This window comes from Reyranella sp., assembly GCF_030651995.1.
Taxonomy (GTDB): domain Bacteria; phylum Pseudomonadota; class Alphaproteobacteria; order Reyranellales; family Reyranellaceae; genus Reyranella.
Map to the genome: position 1 here is coordinate 103150 of NZ_JAUSBN010000073.1, position 19159 is coordinate 122308.

Genomic DNA, 19159 nt, shown 5'->3' on the forward strand with positions numbered 1-19159 from the left:
GAAACGATCATGAGCAGCCTGGAGGATGCCATCAAGGTGTCGGCCGCCCTGCGGGGCCAGAAGAAGTACATTGAGGCCATCGACCTGATCCAGCGGGCCTTGGCGGCTGCGCCGGCGGAGGACTTCGCGCGCCTCGACGCCAACCGCGAGGGCCTGCGTGCCGCCGAGGAAGCCGGCCTTCCCGCCGTGGCCAAGCGCTTCGCCGACGCGATTTCCATCAGGGACGTGGAAGGCGACGAGGAGGAGGAACGCTTCTAGGGCGCTGCGCGCCGGTCCTAGTGCGGCACAGCGCCGAGTTCGAAGCCGGTCTTGTCATGCAGGGCAAAACGGTCGACCAGATCGGCGCTGGCCTTGTTGTAGCCAATGACCTTCACCTCCGAGCCGTCGCGGCGCAGGCGGGCGACGATCTTGTCGAGAGCGCCGACGCCAGAGATGTCCCAGAAGTGCGCCGGTGACACGTCGATGGTCACGGGTCGCCCTTCCTCCGGTCTGAAGGCGCGCGTGAAGCGGTCGACCGAGGCAAAGAAGATCTCGCCGCTGATCGTGTAGGTCACCTCTCCGTCGCTCTCCGTACGCTTCACCGAGAACATGCGGCGGACCTTGCCGGCGAAGAAAATGCCCGAGAGCAGTACGCCGGCCAGCACGCCCTGGGCCAGGTCGTGGGTAAACACGACGACGCACACCGTCACCACCATCACGATGCTCGAGGTCGGCGGATGGCGGCGCAGGTTGGGGATCGAGTTCCAGCTGAAGGTGCCGATCGACACCATGATCATCACCGCGACCAGGGCCGGCATCGGAATGCGGCCGACCAGCGGCCCCAGGACGGCCAGTAGGAAGAGCAGCGCCGTGCCCGCTACGAAGGTCGAAAGGCGCTTGCGGCCGCCCGAGGTCACGTTGATCACCGACTGGCCGATCATGGCGCAGCCGCCCATGCCGCCCACGAGAGCGGCGGCGATGTTGGCGCCACCCTGGCCCAGGCACTCCCGGCGTTTATCGCTGTCGGTGTCGGTCATGTCGTCGACGATCTGCGCCGTCAGCATCGATTCGAGCAGACCGACGGCCGCCATGGTCGCCGAGTAGGGCAGGATGATCTTCAGCGTCTCCCAGGTGAGCGGCACCTGCGGCAGGGTGAGGCTCGGCAGCGCGTCCGGCAGCTTGCCCATGTCGCCCACCGTATGGACCGGCAGGCCGAAGCCGATGCTGACCGCGGCCAGCACGACGATAGCCACGAGCGGCGAGGGGACCGCAGTGGTAATGCGCGGCAGCAGATAGATGATGGCGAGGCCCGCCGCGATCATCGCATAGGTGTGCCACGACACGCCAACCAGCTGCGGGATCTGCGCCATGAAGATCAGGATCGCCAGCGCATTGACGAAGCCGGTGATCACCGAGCGCGAGACGAACTGCATCAGCAGGTCGAGGCGCAGGAATCCCGCCACGATCTGGATCAGGCCCATCAGAATGGTGGCAGCGAACAGGTAGTCGACGCCATGGTCGCGCACCAGCGGCGTCACGAGGACCGCGACCGCGGCGGTTGCCGCCGAGATCATGCCCGGCCGTCCGCCCAGCAGCGAAATCACGATGGCGATCGCCACCGAGGCCCACAGGCCGACCCGTGGATCGACGCCGGCGATGATCGAGAAGCCGATCGCTTCGGGGATGAGGGCGAGGGCGACCACCAGCCCGGCCAGAAAATCACGACGCACTTCGGCCGCGCTGCCGAACCACTGGGACTTGACGCTGTTGAACATTGACCTGTCGATTGCACGGACACTTGGAACCCATGGCTTCGCGTTCCGGCGAAGACGGCGAGCGGCGCGTTCTTTCAGCGCGTTCCATATGAGAGTTGCCCGGCGGATCGGCGGCCGGAGTAGCCACCCGGGTTTTCACCGGGCTCCAGGCGATTGAGGCGTTGCGTAAACCACGCCGGGATCGGGATTGCAATCCCGGTGCCAGCTTGCGTCTCGGCAGACGGTTTCCTGCCGGGACGGTCCAGACGGGAGTTCTGCTATGCCCGCGCCGGCAAGGCGCCGTTCGACGCACGTATCTCGGCAACGGCGCGGTCCCAGCTCGCGAGGCGGTCGGGGCCGGCCGGATGGGTGTCGAGCATGCCGGTGTCCCGGCGGCCCGACGAGCGGGCCAGGGTGACCAGCATGCCGCGCGCCTTGTCGAGGTCGACGTTCGAGCGATAGAGGATCACCGCAGCGAGATAATCGGCTTCGCGCTCCTGCTCCTTGGAGAAGGAGATGCGTCCGACCGCGCCGCCGAGGTTGGCGCCGGTATCCATCGCCGAACGCATCAGCTGGCTGCCATAGGGGCTGCGATAGGACGTCGCCGCGCCGGCCGCGCCCAGCAGGATTGCGCCGATTAGCGCGCCCGTCATCTGGTTGCGCTGGCTCGTGGCGATGTGATTCGCTGCCTGGTGGCCGATCTCGTGCGCGAATACGAGGCAGACCTCCTCCTCGTTCGAGGCATATTCGACCACGCCGCGATTCACGAAGATCAGGCCATTGGCGCCCGCGCCGGCATTCATCGAGCGGTTCGCCGTTCCCACGAAGCGCCAGTCGCAGACGCCGACATTCATCTCGCGGCAGATCCGGTCGGCCGGTGGCCGGATGCGGACGAGGGCGGAGCGCATGATCTCGTCCACCTGTTCATCCGTCAGCACTCGGCGCTGCGGTGGGCCTCCGGCACCCTGAACTTCGCTTTGAGCGAGGCTGAGATGGCTGTCGCTGATCTGCGGAAGCTGGTGCACGGCGCCGGCGCAGCCGCACAGCGCACAGGCGCTCCCGAGCGCCAGAAACGATCGCCTCTTCATTCGCTCCCCCCACAGGGCCGTCGGTTGCAGGAACCCCATACAAACTACCCAGGGGTACAATGATGCGTCAACGACAGCGGTCTTTGTGGCTCCCTGACGGCAAGGGCCCTCCGAAACAGCCGCCGCGCGAAACCGGCGGGGTGCCTGCGGTTCCCGGCCCCGTCGCGCCTGCTATCCTCTTCCCCACGACAAGGAGCATGGAGACGGAATGGATTTCCAGGAACTGGTGCACAGCCGCCGCAGCACCCGCGGTTTTGCGAGGAGGCCCGTACCGAAGTCGGTGATCGCCGCAATCATCGAGGACGCCAAGCGCGCGCCATCGTCGATGAACAGCCAGCCCTGGCACGTCCATGTCCTGACCGGCGCGCCGCTCGACGAGGTGCGCCGGCGCAACATGGCGGAGATGACGGCGGGCAAACCCTCCAAGCGGGACATCTTTACCCACGGCCCCTACGAAGGCGCCCACCGCCAGCGCCAGGTCGACATCGCCAAGCAGCTGTTCGCCGCCATGGGCATCGCGCGCGACGACAAGGCGATGCGCCAGGACTGGGTGATGCGCGGCTTCCGCCAGTTCGATGCGCCGGTGTCGCTGGTGCTGACCTACGATCGCGTGCTCGATCCCGGCGCCACCTGCCACTTCGACCTCGGCGCCCTGTGCTACGGCATCGTGCTGGCGGCCTGGGATCGCGGCATCGGCGCGGTTGTGAACGGCCAGGGTATCGCCCGCTCCGACATCGTCCGCGAGGTCGCGAACATCCCCGACGACGAGGCGATCATGACCTGCGTCGCTCTGGGCTACCCCGACGACTCGTTTCCAGCCAACGCCGTCCGCTCGGAGCGCACGCCGGCCGAGGAGTTCGTGAGGTACGTCGGATTCGACTGAGGGCGAACATCATGCTCGTCGCGCTGGCCTTGTTCGCCATTTCGGTCGTCTACGCCACCGTCGGGCAGGCCGGCGGGACCGGCTTCCTTGCGGTCATGGCCGTGGCCGGTGTACCGGTCGACCAGCTTCGACCGACGGCGCTCGCCATGAACGTCGTTGCCGCGTCCTATACGAGCTGGCGGCTCCATGCGGCCGGCCTGATCGACTGGCGAAGGTTGATGTCGCTGGCCGTTCCGGCGCTCCCCGCCGCGTTTGTCGGCGGCTTGATCGCGCTGCCGTCGGGACTGTACGCGTCGATGACCGGCGGTCTGCTGCTGGCGGCGGCCGTGCTCATGGTCGCGCGGCCAGCAACCGCCCTCCTGCCGGGTGTCGCGGCCTCGAGGGCGGGCCTGGGGGGCATCGGGGCGGTGGCGGGCTTTCTCTCGGGGCTCTCCGGCATCGGTGGCGGCGTCTTCATCTCGCCCGCTCTGATCGTGCTCGGCTGGGCCCGGCCCAGGGAAGCCGCCGGTCTGTCGGCGCCGTTCATCCTCGGCAATTCGTTGACGGGCCTCGCAGGCACTCTCCTCGCGGGCCAGCAATTCGCGCCGGAGCTTCCGCTCTTCGCCTGTGTCGCCCTCCTCGGCGCGGCCGTCGGAACCGCCGCGATCCTTCGCATCTCCGAGCGCATGGTACGCTTCGTCTTGGCGGCCATCATGGCCGTTGCCGGCCTGCGGCTCATGGCGAGGTGAGGGCGGGCTTGGCTCTCAACCGCGCCCCATCGAATAGAACTCGGGGTTCGGGCGCATGCTGGTGACGTTGGCCATGCGGTTCGACAGGCCGAAGAAGGCGGCAATGGCGGCGATGTCCCAGACGTCTTCCTCGTCGAAGCCGTGCTGCTTCAGCGTCTCCATGTCGTCGTCGCCGACGAGTTGGGCGGATTGGCTTACCTTCACGGCGAAGTCGAGCATGGCCTTCTGACGTGGCGAGATGTCGGCCTTGCGGTAGTTGATGGCGACCTGGTCGGCGATCAGCGGGTCCTTGGCGCGGATGCGCAGGATCGCGCCGTGGGCGATCACGCAATACTGGCACTGGTTGAGGTTCGAGGTCGCCACGACGATCATCTCGCGCTCGGCCTTGCTGAGGTTGCCGGGCTTGTCCATCAGCGCGTCGTGATAGGCGAAGAAGGCGCGGAACTCGTCGGGCCGATGCGCGAGCACGAGGAAGACATTGGGAATGAATCCCGACTTCTCCTGCACCTTCTCGATGCGTTCGCGGATGTCGGCCGGCATCTCGGCAAGGGCGGGCACGGGGAAACGACCGATAGCGAGGTTCTTGGCGGACATGGGCTTTCTCCTTGTGAAGAGCGATACGATGATCTGTCGATGCGCCAAAACGCCGTGAAGCGTTCCGTCGAACTCACCGCACGGAATAGACGAAGTTGGCGCCACCCGAAGACTTGCCGCTCCCCGAACCGCCGGCTGGCACGGCCATGGCTTCGTAGACGAACAGTACGAAATCGCTGAAGGCCTTGCGCCCGTCAAAGGGCTCCTGCTGGGGGACGCGTCTGCAGTCGCTCTTCCGGGAGGCGCAGACGTAGAAGGAGGTGAAGCCGTGCTCGCCGACCTTGACCATGTCGTCCGTCTTGTCTTTCCCGCTGTGGATGAACCGGTATTTCAGGTGCGGATTGACATAGAGCCGAGGGAGCTTCGACTTCAGGTCGTCCACGCAGATCACGCAGTTGGGCCCCTGCGTGAAGTTCGGGTCGGCGTACATCAACCGCGAACGCGGTCCGGACCCGTTCTCCGGGCAGCCTTCAAGTCGATACGCGATGTTGTTGCCCGGAGGCGACGACGGTACCGCCAATGCCTGCAGGGGATACTCGCAGAGAAAATACTTCTCGGCCTCGTCCTCGCTGCTCTCCCGGCCCGGTTCCACATGCGGGAAGGAGCCGGTCGCGTATTGATAGAGTGCCCGGAGTCGCCTGAGCTGATTGGCTCCGTTGGCGGGGACCATTGTCCAGCTCTGATTCCACGAATCGACGAGCTGGATACCGAGTCCGGTCGCGGCCGTCGTGAACGTTCCCGTAAACTGGTTGCCCGCGTTCCTTCCCGCATCGGTGAGTCGGGCTGCAGAGGCGAAGCTCGAGCCCAGGGGAATGCTGAGGTTCGGATTGACCGCGTTGGCCGTCTGGGCGGTGCCGATCGAAATCGTCACCTGCGAGGGCACGAAGTCCGGATCATCGAGGGCCTGGGCCAGATTGTAGAAAATCTGTCGTTTCTGTAGGGAGCCGAGGGAGGAGGCGAGGTCTGCCGTGTTGTAGTTGAGCTGGGTGCTCGCGCACCCCGTCAGGACCGCTCCCAATCCCAAGCAAGCAAGAAACCAACGCATATACGCTCCCCCGAAGTCCGCGACGGCAGGCTAGGCGATGTCCCCCTCCGGCTTCAACGCATTTGCCAGTTGCGCCGACTTTAATCGTACGCCTCTTAGGTTGAACCTCACGCCGCCAGCAGGTCCGTCACCGCTGCCTTCTGTACCTCGGTTAGCGACACGCTCCTGCGGGTGGCGGCGTCGACATAGACGTGCACGAAGTGGCCGACGGCGGCGGGCACCTCGCTTTCCCGGATGAAGATCGCGAGTTCATAACGCAGCGAACTGTTGCCGATGCGGCCGAGCCGGATGCCGACATCCACGGTCTGGGGAAAGTCGACCGGCGCCAGGAATTCGCAGCCACTGGCGATGCACAGGCCGATCGAGGTCTGGCCCGGCGCCCGCAGGATCCCCCGCTCGATGGCGAGGGTGGTGAGCGACGTGTCGAACCAAGTGTAGTAGACGGCATTGTTGACGTGGCCGTAGGCGTCGCAGTCGGACCACCGGCTCGCGACCGGCATCCACCACTTGTAATCCCCGTGCCGCTCGTCCTTCGCTGCTCTCACGCCAGTCATCACGATCTCCCCCGCCGATGGCGGGCGTCATCTACAGGCGACCACAGGCTTGTTGCAACGGACGAAAATCTGCGCCTGGTGGTGCGGAGAGGAAGCGCGACCCTTGCCAGCATTCGGATCGCGGACCATTGTCGGCGTCTCGCGTTCACGGGTGCGTTGCGGACTTCCCTGAAATGCCTTTGCACTGGACCATCGACTCGCGGCTGCAGATCTTCGTGGCGACCTGCGATGGCACTGTCGACCTCGCCGAAGTGAATGTAATGCTTGATGCGGTGGTGGGAGCGAACGGGCTCGGCTATCGGAAATTGTTCGATGGCATGAACGGCAACACGCAGATGAGTGCGCTCGACATGTTGAGCATCGGCGTTCGCATTCGAGCGCTGCAGGACGGTTATCGGGAACACGGGCCGCTGGCCATCGTCGTGCCGGACGACAAGTATGCGCTGATGGCGCGCCTGCTCGGCATCCTGGCTGCGGCCAGGAGGCCGATGCGCGTATTCAAGGATGTGAAGGCGGCCCGCAAGTGGCTCGATTCGCCGGGGATCCGCGCCAGCCCGCCGGCATTCGACCGGCGCGGGGCGCTGCCGGCCTGAGGCTCGTGCCGGTGCACTCGCAGCATTCGCGGCTTACCGGCTTCCCGGCAGACGGACCCTCCGCTGACCGCGGTTGCGGCGGTGATCGCGCAGCGATTTTGAACCCTTGATGCAGGCTGCCGGATCGTGCCCAATTCCGCCGCTCTCGAGACTCTGGGACGAATGAAAGGTCCGGCCATGCGAAAGAACAAGATCAAGGAAATTTGGGCCGCGGGGAAGTGCGCGACACTGGGCTGGCTCTCAGTGCCGAACACCTTCACCGCCGAGGTCATGGCCCGGCAGGGCTTCGACGCGCTGTGCGTCGACCTGCAGCATGGCCTGTCGGAGATGAAGGACGTGGCACCGATGTTGCAGGCGATCTCGCAGACCGACACGGTGCCGGTGGTGCGCGTCGCCTGGAACGAGCCGGCCGCGATCATGAAGGCCCTCGATCTCGGCGCCTACGGCATCATCGTGCCGCTGGTCAACAATGCCGAGGAAGCCGCGAAGGCTGTTGCGGCGTGCCGCTATCCGCCGGTGGGCATGCGCTCCTCTGGCCCGGTACGCGCCGTGCACTATGGCGGCGCCGACTACGTGGCCAACGCGAACGACGAGATCATCGTCATGGCGATGATCGAGACCAAGGAAGGCCTGGAGAATCTCGAGGCGATCTGCGCGACGCCAGGGCTCGACGCCGTCTATATCGGCCCGGCCGACCTCTCGTTTGCGCTGGGCCTGCCGCCACGCGGCGACAATCCCGATCCGCTGCACATCGCGACCTGCGACAAGATCCGTGATGCGGCGCACAAGGCCGGTATCAAGTGCGTGATGCACTGCGCCGCGGCACCTTTTGCGGCCGGCGCCGTGAAGCGTGGCTTCGACATGGTGATGCTGACGGCCGATCTCTCCTGCATGATCGCGGGTGCCCGGCAGCAGCTCGAGGAGCTGAAAGCCAAATCGGCTTGAGTCAGGCGACGCGAAGGCGCGGCCGCGGGCCCCGGCCACGGCCTCGTTGCAGCGTTCGTCATCTCGCGGACGCTCCGGCGGTGTCGCGAAGGGGCGACAACACCGCGGCGCATTTTGCGGGCGACCGAACATCACGTGTTCGCCTATCGCCATTTTAGATGCGGCCGATCTTGTCAGTCGAGCGTAGCGAGCGCGCAGCGGATCTGTTTTTCCGCTGCCGGCCAGCGGCGGATCGCCTGCTCTGGCTTCAGTACTTCGGTCTGTAACTCGGATTTCGTATAAACGAGCTCGCCATCGTCATTGACTGCGAGCGACCCTTCCAAACCGGCGATTGCAATCTCCCTGGCCATGTCGTTCCTCCGCACGCTGAGACATGAGAAACTACGCGCGCCAGGGTATTCTGTTGCATCACGCCGACAAGGCCCCGGTCAGCGAGGCACAGAATCAACACATTCGCATTTCAAGTGCAATATTGAATAAGCAAATGTTCGTGAGCAAATCGCGTGCTTGAAGGTTTCCATCACATTTTCCGACTCGCATGTCACCGTGCTGAATCGAATGCTTGGATGCTCATCAATGTTGCGATAGTGGTGAAGCCATGACGGATTTGGCGGACGCGACACGTCACTCACTTTGCCAGCGTATCCATCGTTTCGTGCTCGTTTTGGAACGCTTCAGGCGCAATCCCAATCGTCGAGAGGCCTATCATATCCTCTCGGCCTTGGAATTGCTTCGTGAGGGCCGGTATGATGCGGGAATAGAGGCCGTCCGCGCCGCCGAGCATGTGGCCCCAATTCCCGATGGGCTGGCTTTGCTGCCGGGCCTCCATGACGATATGACCGCCGCTGAATTGCGCCAGGCGCTGCGCGCGGTGGTTCGACCGGCGAACGGAGGCGTGCCGGATGGCCCAACTGCCGAGGCGGGCAAGTAGGCACGTCGCTGGTCCGTCACAGCGCGGAAAACTCCCTGCAACCTTCCCCCTGCAACGACGTTTAGACGGCTCCTGCCGTTCCTGACGTTGGTTGAGTACGTGCACGCGCGCGAAGCGGTTCCCTGAAAGGCCATCTCCTCTGAGACGGGCCTCTTTGTCACGGCGTCGCACGGAAGCGAAATTGTCACAACGCTCTTGCAACCGCCTCCGAGTGGTCCCGTTGCCCGGCCGGCCCGATGTTCGCCAGCGTGAGGAGATGAGGATGCCGCTCGATACCACACACACGAGAATGGGATTCGAACTCGCCTTGTTGCGCGCTTTGGGAGAAGGGCGGCGCCGTCAGTCGCTTGCAGATCGGTTGTTGCGCGAACGACGCGATGGGGAAGCGTTCCCCGAGGTCCGCATCGCGCAGATGATCCTGAAGGTCTCATCGCTTTCTCAATCGCCCGCCGAGCCCTAGACAGCAATGCCTCGTGTGGCCTGGACAGACCTCGCCGGTGCGCCCGGCGCCGCTTACCTTCTGGAGGGTGAACTCATGCCCTGCTTTGCCGGAGGGCGGCGTGACGACGATCCCTTCGACAGTGCGCGGCTCAGGTTCGCCGCCAACCTCATGGTGCGCACCTGCAGCCACCTCAAACTCAAGGGTCCTTTCGCGATACAGCCCTCGCGCGAAGGCAACAGGCTGCTGATCCAATGTGCAGTCACTGAAGAGCCCGACTTCGCACGTCTTGCAGAAGTGGCCGGCGGCAGCGAGATCGAAGCCTCGCTCTGGCGCGGTCGCCGACATTTCCAACTCGACGAGGCATGTCACGACGCATTGCTCGCCATCGCCGGTCCGCCCGACGGGCGAGGTGCCGGCCGCCGCGCCCGTGCGGCGGCCCGTGAGGCCGAGGAACAGTCGCGCTATCGCTGGGGTCGGGATTGAAGAGCTTGGCGTGAAAGGGGCGGGTTTGCGGCTGGAGGCTGCCGCCGCGCTCAACTTTTTTGTCGATGCGCAGCGTCTTTTCGCCGAGAACAGGGCTTGGAAGGTGGCACGGCTGCCGCGCGTGCTCCGGGCCGGTGGCGGAGATCGCGAGCTGGCATGCGCCGCGTACCGTCTTCATCCGGTTCGAGCCACCCGCCACGCCCGACCCCGCGGAAGAGGGCATGGCGCTGCGCGGGCTTTGCGGCTGCGCTCGAGCGATGAGGCGTTATCACGCTGGTCGTGACCGGGGGTGAGACGGATGTCTGCGTCCTGGCGACGGTGATGCAGGCGATCGACCTCGGCTTCAGCATCGTGCTGCCGATCGATGCACAGTGCAGTACCAGCGACGGCGAACACGATGCGCTCGTCGACCTGTTCCACAAGCGCTTCGGCGCCCACTTGGAAGCGACGACGACCGAGGAACTCCTGCGCCACTGGTAGGCCAGCACGGCGCTCTGCATGACCGCCTCGTTGCGGTGGACCGGGAGACCGAACTTGGGGCTACCGGACGTCGGCGTCGCGACCGGGAGAGAGACGCCGCGGCACAGAGCTTGCGGCGGGGCAACGCCCGAACCGGCATCGCCGGTCGACATTATGCGGAAGCGAAGGGCAACCGTTCTCGTGGCAAGGCCGTTTGCAGCGTTCCTCACGCATAACCGAACGGAACCCAACATGGCCAAGAAGCCCGTACCGCCGACGATGGCTCCTCCCTCTCCGCGCACGGCGGGACAGGATACGCCCCTCGACAAGGGGTACTCAGCCCGGCAGGAAACGGCCAAGACAGGCGATCTTCGGCCCGACACGATGCCGCCGGGCGACGCGCTCACGACCAACCAGGGTGTGGGCGTCAGCGATGACCAGAACTCGCTGAAAGCCGGCGTGCGCGGTCCGACGCTGCTCGAAGACATACTGATGCGTGAGAAGATCACGCATTTCGACCATGAGCGCATCCCCGAGCGCGTGGTGCATGCCCGAGGCGCGGCGGCGCACGGTGTGTTTCAGGTCTATGAAGACCTCTCGGCGCTGTCCTGCGCGCAGGTCTTTCGGGACCCCAAGGTCCAGACGCCGGTCTTCGTGCGCTTCTCGACGGTTGCGGGCTCGCGCGGGTCGACCGATACGCCCCGCGACGTGCGCGGCTTCGCGGTGAAGTTCTATACGCAGGAAGGCGTGTGGGACCTGGTAGGCAACAACATGCCGGTGTTCTTCATCCAGGACGCCAACAAGTTCCCCGACCTGATTCATGCGGTGAAGCCCGAGCCCCACAACGAGATCCCGCAGGCGCAGTCGGCTCACGACACGTTCTGGGATTTCGTGTCGCTGACGCCCGAGAGCGCCCACATGCTGATGTGGCTGATGAGCGACCGGGCGCTGCCGCGCAGCTACGCGACCATGGAAGGGTTTGGCGTCCACACCTTCCGCCTCGTCGATGCCCAAGGCGGCTGGCGTTTCGTCAAGTTCCACTGGAAACCGCTGAAGGGCGTGTGTTCGCTCGTGTGGGACGAGGCCAACCTCCTCGGCGGTCGCGATCCCGACTTCAACCGGCGCGACCTCTGGGAAGCCATCGAGCGTGGCGACTTCCCGGAATGGGAGCTCGGCCTTCAGATCGTAGAGCCGGCCGACGAGCACAAGTTCGACTTCGACCTGCTCGACGCGACGAAGATCATCCCGGAAGAACTCGTCCCCATCCGCAAGGTCGGTAAGCTCACACTGAACCGGAACCCCGACAACTTCTTCGCGGAGACGGAGCAGGTGGCGTTCCACACCGGCCATGTCGTGCCGGGCATCGACTTCACCAACGATCCGCTGCTGCAGGGCCGGCTCTTCTCCTACATCGACACGCAGCTGCGTCGTGTCGGCCCGAACTTTCACGAACTGCCGATCAACCGCTCGCGGCGGCCGGTCGACAACAACCAGCGCGACGGGTTCGGGCGGATCACGATCAACCCGGGCAAGGTCGCATACTTCCCCAACAGCCTGGGCGGCGGATGCCCGATGCATTCGCCCACGGCCGCGGCGGCGTTCCGCTCGGTCGCGGTGCAGGAGGCTGGCGCCAAGCTACGCCAGCGCAGCGACAGCTTCAGCGACCATTTCAGCCAGGCAACCCTGTTTTGGAACAGCATGAGTGACTGGGAGAAGGACCATATCGCGGCCGCCTTCGCCTTCGAGCTGAACATGGTCGTCGACCAGGGCGTGCGGAATCGCGTGATGAACGAGCTCCTGTGCAACATCGCGCCGGAACTGGCCGACATGGTCTCGACCCAGACCGGCATCGATGTGGCGCCGGCCGGCACACCGGATGCGCCGACGCCGTCTGCGCCGACCCCGTCGGGGCCGCTGAACCCGAAGGCCGCCGAGCTGCGTTCGCCGGCGCTCTCCATGGACAAGGCGCCGCCGCTGGTGCGTGGCCGCAAGATCGCGATCCTGGTGGCCGATGGTGTCGACTCCGCCATGGTGAAGACGATCGTGGGCGACCTCACCAAGGCCGATCAGGTGTCGGAGCTGATCGGCCCGACCGCCGGCGCCGTGATCGACGCGGCAACCAAGTCTCTTCACGTCAATCGAGCCGCTCCCAATGCGCCGTCGGTGATCTACGACGCCGTGCTGATCCCACCCGGCGTCGCCGAGGGTCTGGCCGCCATGCCGATCGCCCATCGCTTCATCGACGAGGCTTTCCGCCACGGCAAGCCAATCGCGGCAGCGGAGGACGCCCGCGCTCTGCTGGTCAAGCTCGGTCTCGAGGGTGGAGAGGGCGTGGTGATCGGCGACGGCAAGCTGGCCGCCCTGCTGCTCGACTCCCTCGCCCAGCATCGCTTCCCGCGGCGTGTCTCGAACCTCGCGCCGAACTGACCGCAACCGGGTCCCACGATTCAACCATAGGAGACATCATGGCTACGAAAGAGAATGCGGTCGCACTGCTCAAGGCCGATCACCGCAAGGTCGAGGAGCTGTTTGAGTCCTTCGAGAAGGCGCGGTCCGACGATCGGAAGATCGCGCTGGTCAAGCAGATCTGCACCGAACTGATGGTCCATGCGACCATCGAGGAGGAGATCTTCTATCCGGCCTGCAAGGGAAAGATCGAGGATGGGGAGCTGCTCGACGAAGCCTATGTCGAGCATGACGGCGCCAAGGTACTGATCGCCGAGCTGCTGCAGGGCTCGCCTGCGGACGAGTTCTACGACGCCAAGGTCAAGGTCCTGTCCGAGATGATCAAACACCACGTCAAGGAGGAGGAGATGCGTTCCGAGGGTCTGTTCGCCGAGGCGCGGGATGCCGGCGTGGACCTGGACGATCTCGGCGAGAGGCTGACGGTCCGCAAGGCGCAGCTCCTCGCCAAGTTCAAGGAAGCAGGCAAACTGCCGCCGCCGCAGACCCGTTCCTTCACCGGGCACAAACTGACCCAGAGCGAACCGGTAACGGCATAACAGGGTTCGTTGGAGGCCGGGCATCCGTGCCCGGCCTGTCACGGGCTCGAGGCACGGCGACAATCGAACGACCGAACGAAGGGCCACCGGCCCGCGGACTTCCGCGCACACATGGGTGCGACGCCTTTTGTCGGCGTCGCACCCCTGCGGCTAGCGGTTCGCGGCCTTGTCTTGCGGTGGAGTGGGCGCCGGTTCGATGGTCGATACGGGATCGCTGCCCGGAAAGCTGTCCCTCAGCGCGTCGTCCAGCTTCTGCTCCCTCTTCTCGGTCTTCGAAGCCGGTTTGGTGCTGCCGGAGCTTTCCGACTTCGTCGTATCGGCGCGGCCGATGCGCTGCTCCAGCGCGATTAATTCCTGTTCCATCATCTTAAGGTCGGACGTCTCGCGCTCGGAACTCCCGCCGCTCTCATGGGCACTTGAGATTTTCGTCCGCAGGTCGTCGCGCTCCTGCATGAGCATTTCGGTCTTGGTCATTCAAACCCCCACTCGAAAACGCATGTGTATTCACAGGCAACGCCGTCTCCTGCGTGAAGTTGCGAGTGAACTGGGGCCATCGTTCGCTTGCGTACGGCAACCATCAGTGATCGGCGCGTTGACGGTCCGGCTGGAATGCTCAGCTCACATTTGAGAGGAAATGGAAATGAAGAAGATGTTTGCCCTCGCGGCGACTGCGATGATGGTCGCTGGCGCGCCGGCTTTCGCCGCCACCGACGCCGAATGCCAGGACATGTGGAAGAAGGCCGACGCCAACAGCGACGGCAACGTCACTGGTGGCGAGTCGATCCGGTACATGTCGTTCATGCGCGTCGCCGGCATGACGGTAGCGACCGAAGGTACGATCACCCAGGCCGAGTTCATGAATGCGTGCAAGGCCGATGCGTACAAGGCGAGGCAGGCCGATGCCGGCGCGCCGCTGAAGGGTTCGAACTCCTTCACCGAGGCCCAGGCCAAGGACCGCATCATTGCGCAGGGCATGGACGGCGTCACCGGCCTCACCAAGGACGGCGATGGCATCTGGCGCGGCACGGCGCAGCACGCCGGCAAGCCCGTCCAGGTTGCGGTCGACTACAAGGGCAACGTCGTTACGGCCAACCAGTAACCACGAATAAGTAGAGGAACACGAACATGAAGACCGTAAGCCGAGCTTATGACAGCTATGCACAGGCCCGCGCGGCCGTCGACGCCGTCGAGAAGGCGGGCGTGCCGAGCAAGGACGTCAGCATCGTCGCCAACAAGTATGTCAGCGCCGAGTACGAGGACGTCGATGACGTGAACAAGGCCGCAGCCGGTGCCGGCATCGGCGGTGCCGTCGGTGCGGGTGCCGGACTGCTTGCCGGCCTCGGCCTGCTGGCCATCCCGGGCCTCGGCCCGGTCGTTGCGGCAGGCTGGCTGGCCTCGACGGCCGCCGTGGCCGCAGGTGGCGCGGCCGCCGGCGGCATCGTCGGCGCGATGGTCGAAGCTGGCACCGACAAGGAGCATGCCGAGGTTTATTCGGAAGCGGTGCGCCGTGGCGGCACACTCGTCAGCGCACGCGTGCAGGACGGCGATGCCGCCCGAATCGAGGCGATCCTCGCAAACTCGAAGCCGATCGATCCCGTGGCCCGGGGCGCTGAGTACCGTGCCGCCGGTTGGAAGAACTTCGACCCGAAGGCGGATCCGTACCGTCCGAGCCAGACCGAGGTCGATCGCATGCGTGCGAGCTGGCCAGGCTGAACCCCGACTCCGGGATATGAGGAAAGGGGCCCGGCAGTCGGGCCCCTTTTCGTTGCCGCCCCCGGCTGCCAACATGACGTTTTTGTCGCGCCGCATCCCGCGGTCACGCAACAAACACTGGCGTCCCGGCATTGACTCTCCAACAGGAAGGAGAGGGACATGGAAGCAGCACGGACGCTTCTCGGAGACATCGCGCAGTACTTCGTCGGCCCGGCCGATCCGCGTGACCAACTCGACGCATTGGACCGCGACCGGCGTGATGCAGAGGCCGAAATCCGGGCGGTCCTGGATCGGCTGGCGAGCAAGTACGATGTGCCGAGCGACGATGTCGACGACGGCATGCCGCTCACCGCCAACAAGGCCGCGGAGATGTGGGCCTCGAGGCCGCGCAGGCCCTGCAGGTGGCCGGCGCCCTCGCCGAAGGCGCCAAGACGCTGAGCGAGACCGAGGTCGGCGGCGGCCGCAATGCCCTTCAATCCGTACTGGGAGTCTGAGCAATGCACGACCCGAACGATGCCAGGCAGGTCCGCGAGGCCGAGCGGCTGGAGAAGCAGGCGCAGGAACGCGTCGCCGACGACCTCTGCGCGGTGATGGCGACCGAACCCGGCCGACGCTTCATGCACGGGCTGCTCGGCCTCTGCGACATCAGGAGCGACGGCTACGTACCCGGCGGCCTCGAGGCCCAGCGCCATCAGGATTATCGCGCCGGGCGTCGCAGCATCGGCATCGAGCTGCTGGGAGAACTCGAGCGCCACGTGCCGGAGATGACCGAGCTGATGAGCGCAGAAGCGCGCTTCAACGAGATCGAAACCGAATTGGCGGCCTGGGCTACGGAGGAGCAGAACGATGGCTGATACGATCGAGACGACAACGCCGGCGGTGCAGGTCGCCGTGGCCGAAGCCGCTCCGAGCCCGGAGAGCGAGGTCGCGGCCCCGCAGGCCACAGCTGAGGCCAATGCCGGCACGGAAGCGGCCCCTGCCCAGACTCCCGTCGACTATTCGGGCCTCTCCCTGCCCGAGGGCTACCGCGCCGACGATCCGGTGTTCGCCGATGCCATGAAGCTGTTCGACGCCGAGAAGATTGCGCCCGAAACGGCGCAGCGGCTGGTCGACTTCACCATCGAGCGCGACAAGGAGATCGCGCGGGCGGTCAGCGACCACTCCGCCGCCACGTGGACGAAGCAGACGACCGAGTGGCGCGCCACCTCCGAGAAGGAATTCTCACCCGAGGCGCTGGGCGAGGCGAGGGCGGCGCTCTCGCGGGTCTTCGACCGACAGACGATCGACTATCTCGAAGGGCTGGGCTTCACCAACCATCCGGGCCTGATCCGGGGAATGGTGAAGGTCGCCCGCAGCATCAAGGACGACTCGTTCGTGGCCGGCAATGCCGGCCGCGGCGGCGGCGCACCGGACCCCAGGTCCCTCTATCCCAACTCGCAGCACAACTAGGAACCACGCTCCATGGCAACGCTCTCCGTGACCAACCCGACCCTGGCCGACTGGTCCAAGGTCATCGATCCCAGGCCAACCCGCTGCCCGCGACCGTCGTCGCCATCATCCCCCGAATTGAAGCTGGAGCCTGATCCATGGCCCTCACGACCACCACGAACAAAGTAATTCACTCGGGCAACGCCAGCGCGACGTCGTTTGCCTACACCTTCCCGATCCTCGACGCCTCGCACCTGTCGGTCATCTACACCGACGCCGACGACGTCGAGACGACCCTGTCGGCCAGCCAGTTCAGCGTGACCGGCATCGGCGGCCGCTCCGGCGGCAGCGTCACCTATCCGCTGACCGGCTCGCCGATCGCGACGGGGACGAAGCTGACCATCGTGCGGACGGTGCCCTACACGCAGACGACCGTGCTGGCCAACCAGGGCGGCTATTACCCTGAGCATGACCACAGGGCCACGAGTGCGCGCTGATTGAGAGCCGTGTCTTGACCGGGATTGGTGCGCGCGTCCTCGATTTCGAGCCGGCATCCGCAGCAGAATAGAGCCTGTTCTCCAAGCGAATGGTTTCCGGCTTGTCCGCTTCCGTCAAACGCGCCAGCGCTTCTGGGCGGAAGCGCTAGGAGGTAGCTGACGGGAACGGCTCGACATAGGTCTCGCCGCTACGGCCGTAATACACGGCGCGCCTGCCCTGCATCGAGACGAGGTAGCCGACACAGCCTGCCTCCATGATCTGCCGGCAGAAGGTGAGGTATTTCGTTCTGCCGGCCTGGATCAGGCGGCCCACTACCTCGCCGAAGGTGATGCGTTCCTCGTGGGAGGCTTTGGTGCATTCCTCGATGACGCAGGAGTGTCCGGGGAAAGATTGAAGAGGGCCGGCAAATCGCCAGCAGCGGCAACGACACGTTACAATCCAGGGAGTGTCCGACTCAGGACCCCGAGTCTGGTCCAGCCGGCCCTGTTTGTACGCACTTTGTCATCCCGAGCGCAGCGAGGGACCTTTGTCGGTGGCTCTAAAGGTCCCTCGCTGCGCTCGGGATGACAATTTTCCCCTATCCGAAATCGCGCGTCATTTTCCCCGGACAGCCCTGCATTTGAATGGGGAGGAAAGCCCGATGCCAAGTCGCGCTTACTTGCCGGCGGCGTCGAGCGCCTGCGCCAGGTCGGCGAGGATGTCGTCGATGTGCTCGAGGCCGATCGACAGCCGCACATAGCCGTCGGAGACGCCGGTCGCGAGCTGCTCCTCGGCCGAGAGCTGGGAGTGCGTGGTCGAGGCCGGATGGATCGCCAGGCTGCGCGCGTCGCCGATGTTGGCCACGTGATAGAGGAGCTTCAGGGAATCGATGAAGCGGCGGCCCGCTTCGCGGCCGGCCGCCAGCTCGAAACCGACCAGCCCGCCATAGCCGCCCTTGAGATAGGCGTCGGCCCGCCGCCGGCTCTCGCCCGTCTGCTGCGACGGGTGGATGACCTTCGCGACCTCGGGTCGCTTGGCGAGGAAGTCGGCGACGGCCTGGGCGTTCTTCACATGGCGTTCCATGCGCAAAGTCACCGTCTCGATGCCCTGCAGGATCAGGAAGGCGTTGAACGGCGACAGCGCCGATCCGAGATCGCGCAGCAGCGTCGTGCGGGCCTTGATGATGTAGGCCACCGGACCGATCGACTTCACCGCCTCGACCCAGACGGCGCCGTGATAGCTGGGGTCCGGCGTGTTGAGCGCCGGCTGGCGCTTCGGATGCGCGGCCCAGTCGAAATTGCCGCCATCGACGATCAGGCCGGCGATCGAGGTGCCGTGGCCGCCGAGATACTTGGTGCCGGAGTAGACGACGACCGCCGCGCCATGATCGAACGGCCGCGCCAGGAGCGGCGCCGCCGTGTTGTCGACGATCAACGGAATGCCGAGCGGCCGGCCGATATCGGCCACTTCCCTGATCGGAAAGACCGCAAGCTTCGGATTGGGCAGCGTCTCGGCATAGTAGGCGCGCGTGCGCTCGTCGGTGGCACGGGCAAAGGCCTGCGGATCGGTCGGATCGACGAAGCGGACCTCGATCCCCTGGTCCTTCAGCGTGTGGGCGAACAGGTTCCACGTGCCGCCATAGAGGTCGGTCGAGCTCACGACATTGTCGCCCGCCTTGGCCAGATTCTGGATCGCGAAGGCCGAGGCCGCCTGCCCCGAACTCACGGCCAGCGCCGCGGCACCACCCTCCAGGGCCGCAACGCGCTGCTCCAGCACGTCGAGCGTCGGATTGCCGATGCGGGTGTAGATGTTGCCGAGTTCCTTCAGCGCGAACAGGTTCGACGCATGCTCGGTGTCGCGGAACTGATAGGACGTCGTCTGGTGGATCGGCACGGCGACCGAGCCGGTCGTGGCGTCGGCGCGCCAGCCGGCATGCAGCGACAGGGTCTCGGGATGGCGGGAGTTGGTCATGATCGGCCTGCTGGGTTGCGGAGAGCGGCCAAACTCATGGCAAGCGGCGTCGCCGTCAAAGGGAATGGCTGCCGGCGTCCGACGGGCGGA

At 65.4% G+C, this 19159-nt stretch carries 26 protein-coding genes and 1 other annotated feature; of the genes, 17 read left to right on the top strand and 9 right to left on the bottom strand.

Features of this window, described 5'->3' with window-relative positions; genetic code table 11:
• The first annotated feature begins 9 nt into the window (after positions 1 to 9).
• Positions 10 to 258, top strand: a complete 249-nt coding sequence (locus tag Q7V45_RS23315; RefSeq protein WP_304856659.1) for a hypothetical protein — start codon at positions 10 to 12, stop codon at positions 256 to 258.
• A 17-nt stretch (positions 259 to 275) separates the two neighbouring features.
• Here the strand turns inward: Q7V45_RS23315 and Q7V45_RS23320 are convergent, their stop codons facing one another.
• Together Q7V45_RS23320 and Q7V45_RS23325 are read right to left on the bottom strand one after the other, a co-directional pair.
• Positions 276 to 1754, bottom strand: a complete 1479-nt coding sequence (locus Q7V45_RS23320) for a SulP family inorganic anion transporter (RefSeq protein WP_304856661.1) — start codon at positions 1752 to 1754, stop codon at positions 276 to 278.
• 93 nt (positions 1755 to 1847) lie between these two features.
• Positions 1848 to 1903: a sequence feature (sul1 is cis-regulatory element that is thought to sense ions involved in sulfur or methionine metabolism; They are found in Alphaproteobacteria), on the bottom strand.
• A gap of 108 nt (positions 1904 to 2011) precedes the next feature.
• Positions 2012 to 2821, bottom strand: coding sequence for a M48 family metallopeptidase (locus Q7V45_RS23325; RefSeq protein WP_304856663.1), 810 nt, complete (start codon positions 2819 to 2821; stop codon positions 2012 to 2014).
• A gap of 208 nt (positions 2822 to 3029) precedes the next feature.
• Here Q7V45_RS23325 and Q7V45_RS23330 point away from each other — a divergent pair, with 208 nt between their 5' ends.
• A complete protein-coding gene (locus Q7V45_RS23330) occupies positions 3030 to 3704 on the top strand; it encodes a nitroreductase (RefSeq protein ID WP_304856665.1) in 675 nt (224 codons plus the stop codon).
• Positions 3705 to 3715: 11 nt separating this feature from the next.
• Positions 3716 to 4432, top strand: a complete 717-nt coding sequence (locus Q7V45_RS23335; RefSeq protein WP_304856667.1) for a sulfite exporter TauE/SafE family protein — start codon at positions 3716 to 3718, stop codon at positions 4430 to 4432.
• 15 nt (positions 4433 to 4447) lie between these two features.
• Here the strand turns inward: Q7V45_RS23335 and Q7V45_RS23340 are convergent, their stop codons facing one another.
• The 3 genes from Q7V45_RS23340 to Q7V45_RS23350 form a co-directional block, all read right to left on the bottom strand.
• A complete protein-coding gene (locus Q7V45_RS23340) occupies positions 4448 to 5026 on the bottom strand; it encodes a peroxidase-related enzyme (RefSeq protein ID WP_304856671.1) in 579 nt (192 codons plus the stop codon).
• A 73-nt stretch (positions 5027 to 5099) separates the two neighbouring features.
• A complete protein-coding gene (locus Q7V45_RS23345; RefSeq protein WP_304856673.1) occupies positions 5100 to 6071 on the bottom strand; it encodes a hypothetical protein in 972 nt (323 codons plus the stop codon).
• 107 nt (positions 6072 to 6178) lie between these two features.
• Positions 6179 to 6625 (bottom strand): thioesterase family protein, encoded by a 447-nt coding sequence (locus Q7V45_RS23350; protein ID WP_304856675.1) that lies wholly within the window; start codon positions 6623 to 6625, stop codon positions 6179 to 6181.
• Between the two features lie 179 nt (positions 6626 to 6804).
• Between Q7V45_RS23350 and Q7V45_RS23355 the strand changes: the two genes are divergently transcribed.
• Complete coding sequence (locus Q7V45_RS23355; RefSeq protein WP_304856677.1) at positions 6805 to 7218, top strand: hypothetical protein; 414 nt, start codon at positions 6805 to 6807, stop codon at positions 7216 to 7218.
• A gap of 177 nt (positions 7219 to 7395) precedes the next feature.
• On the top strand, positions 7396 to 8163 hold the full coding sequence (locus tag Q7V45_RS23360; RefSeq protein WP_304856679.1) for an HpcH/HpaI aldolase/citrate lyase family protein: 768 nt from the start codon (positions 7396 to 7398) through the stop codon (positions 8161 to 8163).
• A gap of 173 nt (positions 8164 to 8336) precedes the next feature.
• Here the strand turns inward: Q7V45_RS23360 and Q7V45_RS23365 are convergent, their stop codons facing one another.
• A complete protein-coding gene (locus tag Q7V45_RS23365; protein ID WP_304856680.1) occupies positions 8337 to 8513 on the bottom strand; it encodes a hypothetical protein in 177 nt (58 codons plus the stop codon).
• Between the two features lie 248 nt (positions 8514 to 8761).
• Here Q7V45_RS23365 and Q7V45_RS23370 point away from each other — a divergent pair, with 248 nt between their 5' ends.
• The 6 genes from Q7V45_RS23370 to Q7V45_RS23395 all read left to right on the top strand — a co-directional run bounded on the left by Q7V45_RS23370 (position 8762) and on the right by Q7V45_RS23395 (position 13480).
• Complete coding sequence (locus tag Q7V45_RS23370) at positions 8762 to 9094, top strand: hypothetical protein (protein WP_304856682.1); 333 nt, start codon at positions 8762 to 8764, stop codon at positions 9092 to 9094.
• A gap of 262 nt (positions 9095 to 9356) precedes the next feature.
• Positions 9357 to 9554 carry a hypothetical protein gene (locus tag Q7V45_RS23375; RefSeq protein ID WP_304856684.1) on the top strand — a complete coding sequence of 66 codons (198 nt, stop codon included), beginning with the start codon at positions 9357 to 9359 and terminating at the stop codon, positions 9552 to 9554.
• 15 nt (positions 9555 to 9569) lie between these two features.
• Entirely contained in the window at positions 9570 to 10019 is a 450-nt protein-coding gene (locus Q7V45_RS23380) for a hypothetical protein (RefSeq protein WP_304856686.1), read from the top strand.
• 279 nt (positions 10020 to 10298) lie between these two features.
• Positions 10299 to 10499, top strand: a complete 201-nt coding sequence (locus Q7V45_RS23385) for a cysteine hydrolase family protein (protein ID WP_370692652.1) — start codon at positions 10299 to 10301, stop codon at positions 10497 to 10499.
• Between the two features lie 231 nt (positions 10500 to 10730).
• Positions 10731 to 12905, top strand: coding sequence for a catalase (locus tag Q7V45_RS23390; RefSeq protein ID WP_304856688.1), 2175 nt, complete (start codon positions 10731 to 10733; stop codon positions 12903 to 12905).
• Between the two features lie 38 nt (positions 12906 to 12943).
• Complete coding sequence (locus Q7V45_RS23395; protein ID WP_304856690.1) at positions 12944 to 13480, top strand: hemerythrin domain-containing protein; 537 nt, start codon at positions 12944 to 12946, stop codon at positions 13478 to 13480.
• Between the two features lie 150 nt (positions 13481 to 13630).
• Here the strand turns inward: Q7V45_RS23395 and Q7V45_RS23400 are convergent, their stop codons facing one another.
• Positions 13631 to 13954 carry a hypothetical protein gene (locus Q7V45_RS23400; RefSeq protein ID WP_304856734.1) on the bottom strand — a complete coding sequence of 108 codons (324 nt, stop codon included), beginning with the start codon at positions 13952 to 13954 and terminating at the stop codon, positions 13631 to 13633.
• A 166-nt stretch (positions 13955 to 14120) separates the two neighbouring features.
• Here Q7V45_RS23400 and Q7V45_RS23405 point away from each other — a divergent pair, with 166 nt between their 5' ends.
• The 6 genes from Q7V45_RS23405 (at position 14121) to Q7V45_RS23430 (ending at position 17118) form a co-directional block, all read left to right on the top strand.
• On the top strand, positions 14121 to 14579 hold the full coding sequence (locus Q7V45_RS23405; RefSeq protein ID WP_304856692.1) for a hypothetical protein: 459 nt from the start codon (positions 14121 to 14123) through the stop codon (positions 14577 to 14579).
• Positions 14580 to 14605: 26 nt separating this feature from the next.
• Entirely contained in the window at positions 14606 to 15193 is a 588-nt protein-coding gene (locus tag Q7V45_RS23410; RefSeq protein WP_304856694.1) for a hypothetical protein, read from the top strand.
• Positions 15194 to 15352: 159 nt separating this feature from the next.
• Entirely contained in the window at positions 15353 to 15631 is a 279-nt protein-coding gene (locus tag Q7V45_RS23415; protein WP_304856696.1) for a hypothetical protein, read from the top strand.
• A gap of 59 nt (positions 15632 to 15690) precedes the next feature.
• Positions 15691 to 16047, top strand: a complete 357-nt coding sequence (locus tag Q7V45_RS23420; RefSeq protein ID WP_304856698.1) for a hypothetical protein — start codon at positions 15691 to 15693, stop codon at positions 16045 to 16047.
• A complete protein-coding gene (locus Q7V45_RS23425) occupies positions 16040 to 16642 on the top strand; it encodes a hypothetical protein (RefSeq protein WP_304856700.1) in 603 nt (200 codons plus the stop codon). The genes Q7V45_RS23420 and Q7V45_RS23425 overlap by 8 nt, the downstream gene beginning before the upstream one ends.
• A 137-nt stretch (positions 16643 to 16779) precedes the next feature.
• Complete coding sequence (locus tag Q7V45_RS23430) at positions 16780 to 17118, top strand: hypothetical protein (RefSeq protein ID WP_304856702.1); 339 nt, start codon at positions 16780 to 16782, stop codon at positions 17116 to 17118.
• Between the two features lie 145 nt (positions 17119 to 17263).
• Here the strand turns inward: Q7V45_RS23430 and Q7V45_RS23435 are convergent, their stop codons facing one another.
• Positions 17264 to 17431: a DUF1398 family protein gene (locus Q7V45_RS23435; protein WP_304856704.1), complete on the bottom strand. Its 168-nt coding sequence runs from the start codon at positions 17429 to 17431 to the stop codon at positions 17264 to 17266.
• Between the two features lie 342 nt (positions 17432 to 17773).
• Entirely contained in the window at positions 17774 to 19069 is a 1296-nt protein-coding gene (locus Q7V45_RS23440) for an O-acetylhomoserine aminocarboxypropyltransferase/cysteine synthase family protein (RefSeq protein WP_304856706.1), read from the bottom strand.
• Between the last annotated feature and the right edge of the window lie 90 nt (positions 19070 to 19159).

What these genes read in the sequence shown, in the direction of transcription:
- Q7V45_RS23315 (WP_304856659.1), top strand. Translation starts at nt 10, where the DNA reads ATGAGCAGCCTGGAGGATGCCATCAAGGTGTCGGCCGCCCTGCGGGGC.
- Q7V45_RS23320 (WP_304856661.1), bottom strand. Translation starts at nt 1,754, where the DNA reads ATGTTCAACAGCGTCAAGTCCCAGTGGTTCGGCAGCGCGGCCGAAGTG.
- Q7V45_RS23325 (WP_304856663.1), bottom strand. Translation starts at nt 2,821, where the DNA reads ATGAAGAGGCGATCGTTTCTGGCGCTCGGGAGCGCCTGTGCGCTGTGC.
- Q7V45_RS23330 (WP_304856665.1), top strand. Translation starts at nt 3,030, where the DNA reads ATGGATTTCCAGGAACTGGTGCACAGCCGCCGCAGCACCCGCGGTTTT.
- Q7V45_RS23335 (WP_304856667.1), top strand. Translation starts at nt 3,716, where the DNA reads ATGCTCGTCGCGCTGGCCTTGTTCGCCATTTCGGTCGTCTACGCCACC.
- Q7V45_RS23340 (WP_304856671.1), bottom strand. Translation starts at nt 5,026, where the DNA reads ATGTCCGCCAAGAACCTCGCTATCGGTCGTTTCCCCGTGCCCGCCCTT.
- Q7V45_RS23345 (WP_304856673.1), bottom strand. Translation starts at nt 6,071, where the DNA reads ATGCGTTGGTTTCTTGCTTGCTTGGGATTGGGAGCGGTCCTGACGGGG.
- Q7V45_RS23350 (WP_304856675.1), bottom strand. Translation starts at nt 6,625, where the DNA reads ATGACTGGCGTGAGAGCAGCGAAGGACGAGCGGCACGGGGATTACAAG.
- Q7V45_RS23360 (WP_304856679.1), top strand. Translation starts at nt 7,396, where the DNA reads ATGCGAAAGAACAAGATCAAGGAAATTTGGGCCGCGGGGAAGTGCGCG.
- Q7V45_RS23365 (WP_304856680.1), bottom strand. Translation starts at nt 8,513, where the DNA reads ATGGCCAGGGAGATTGCAATCGCCGGTTTGGAAGGGTCGCTCGCAGTC.
- Q7V45_RS23370 (WP_304856682.1), top strand. Translation starts at nt 8,762, where the DNA reads ATGACGGATTTGGCGGACGCGACACGTCACTCACTTTGCCAGCGTATC.
- Q7V45_RS23375 (WP_304856684.1), top strand. Translation starts at nt 9,357, where the DNA reads ATGCCGCTCGATACCACACACACGAGAATGGGATTCGAACTCGCCTTG.
- Q7V45_RS23390 (WP_304856688.1), top strand. Translation starts at nt 10,731, where the DNA reads ATGGCCAAGAAGCCCGTACCGCCGACGATGGCTCCTCCCTCTCCGCGC.
- Q7V45_RS23395 (WP_304856690.1), top strand. Translation starts at nt 12,944, where the DNA reads ATGGCTACGAAAGAGAATGCGGTCGCACTGCTCAAGGCCGATCACCGC.
- Q7V45_RS23400 (WP_304856734.1), bottom strand. Translation starts at nt 13,954, where the DNA reads ATGACCAAGACCGAAATGCTCATGCAGGAGCGCGACGACCTGCGGACG.
- Q7V45_RS23405 (WP_304856692.1), top strand. Translation starts at nt 14,121, where the DNA reads ATGAAGAAGATGTTTGCCCTCGCGGCGACTGCGATGATGGTCGCTGGC.
- Q7V45_RS23410 (WP_304856694.1), top strand. Translation starts at nt 14,606, where the DNA reads ATGAAGACCGTAAGCCGAGCTTATGACAGCTATGCACAGGCCCGCGCG.
- Q7V45_RS23415 (WP_304856696.1), top strand. Translation starts at nt 15,353, where the DNA reads ATGGAAGCAGCACGGACGCTTCTCGGAGACATCGCGCAGTACTTCGTC.
- Q7V45_RS23420 (WP_304856698.1), top strand. Translation starts at nt 15,691, where the DNA reads ATGCACGACCCGAACGATGCCAGGCAGGTCCGCGAGGCCGAGCGGCTG.
- Q7V45_RS23425 (WP_304856700.1), top strand. Translation starts at nt 16,040, where the DNA reads ATGGCTGATACGATCGAGACGACAACGCCGGCGGTGCAGGTCGCCGTG.
- Q7V45_RS23430 (WP_304856702.1), top strand. Translation starts at nt 16,780, where the DNA reads ATGGCCCTCACGACCACCACGAACAAAGTAATTCACTCGGGCAACGCC.
- Q7V45_RS23440 (WP_304856706.1), bottom strand. Translation starts at nt 19,069, where the DNA reads ATGACCAACTCCCGCCATCCCGAGACCCTGTCGCTGCATGCCGGCTGG.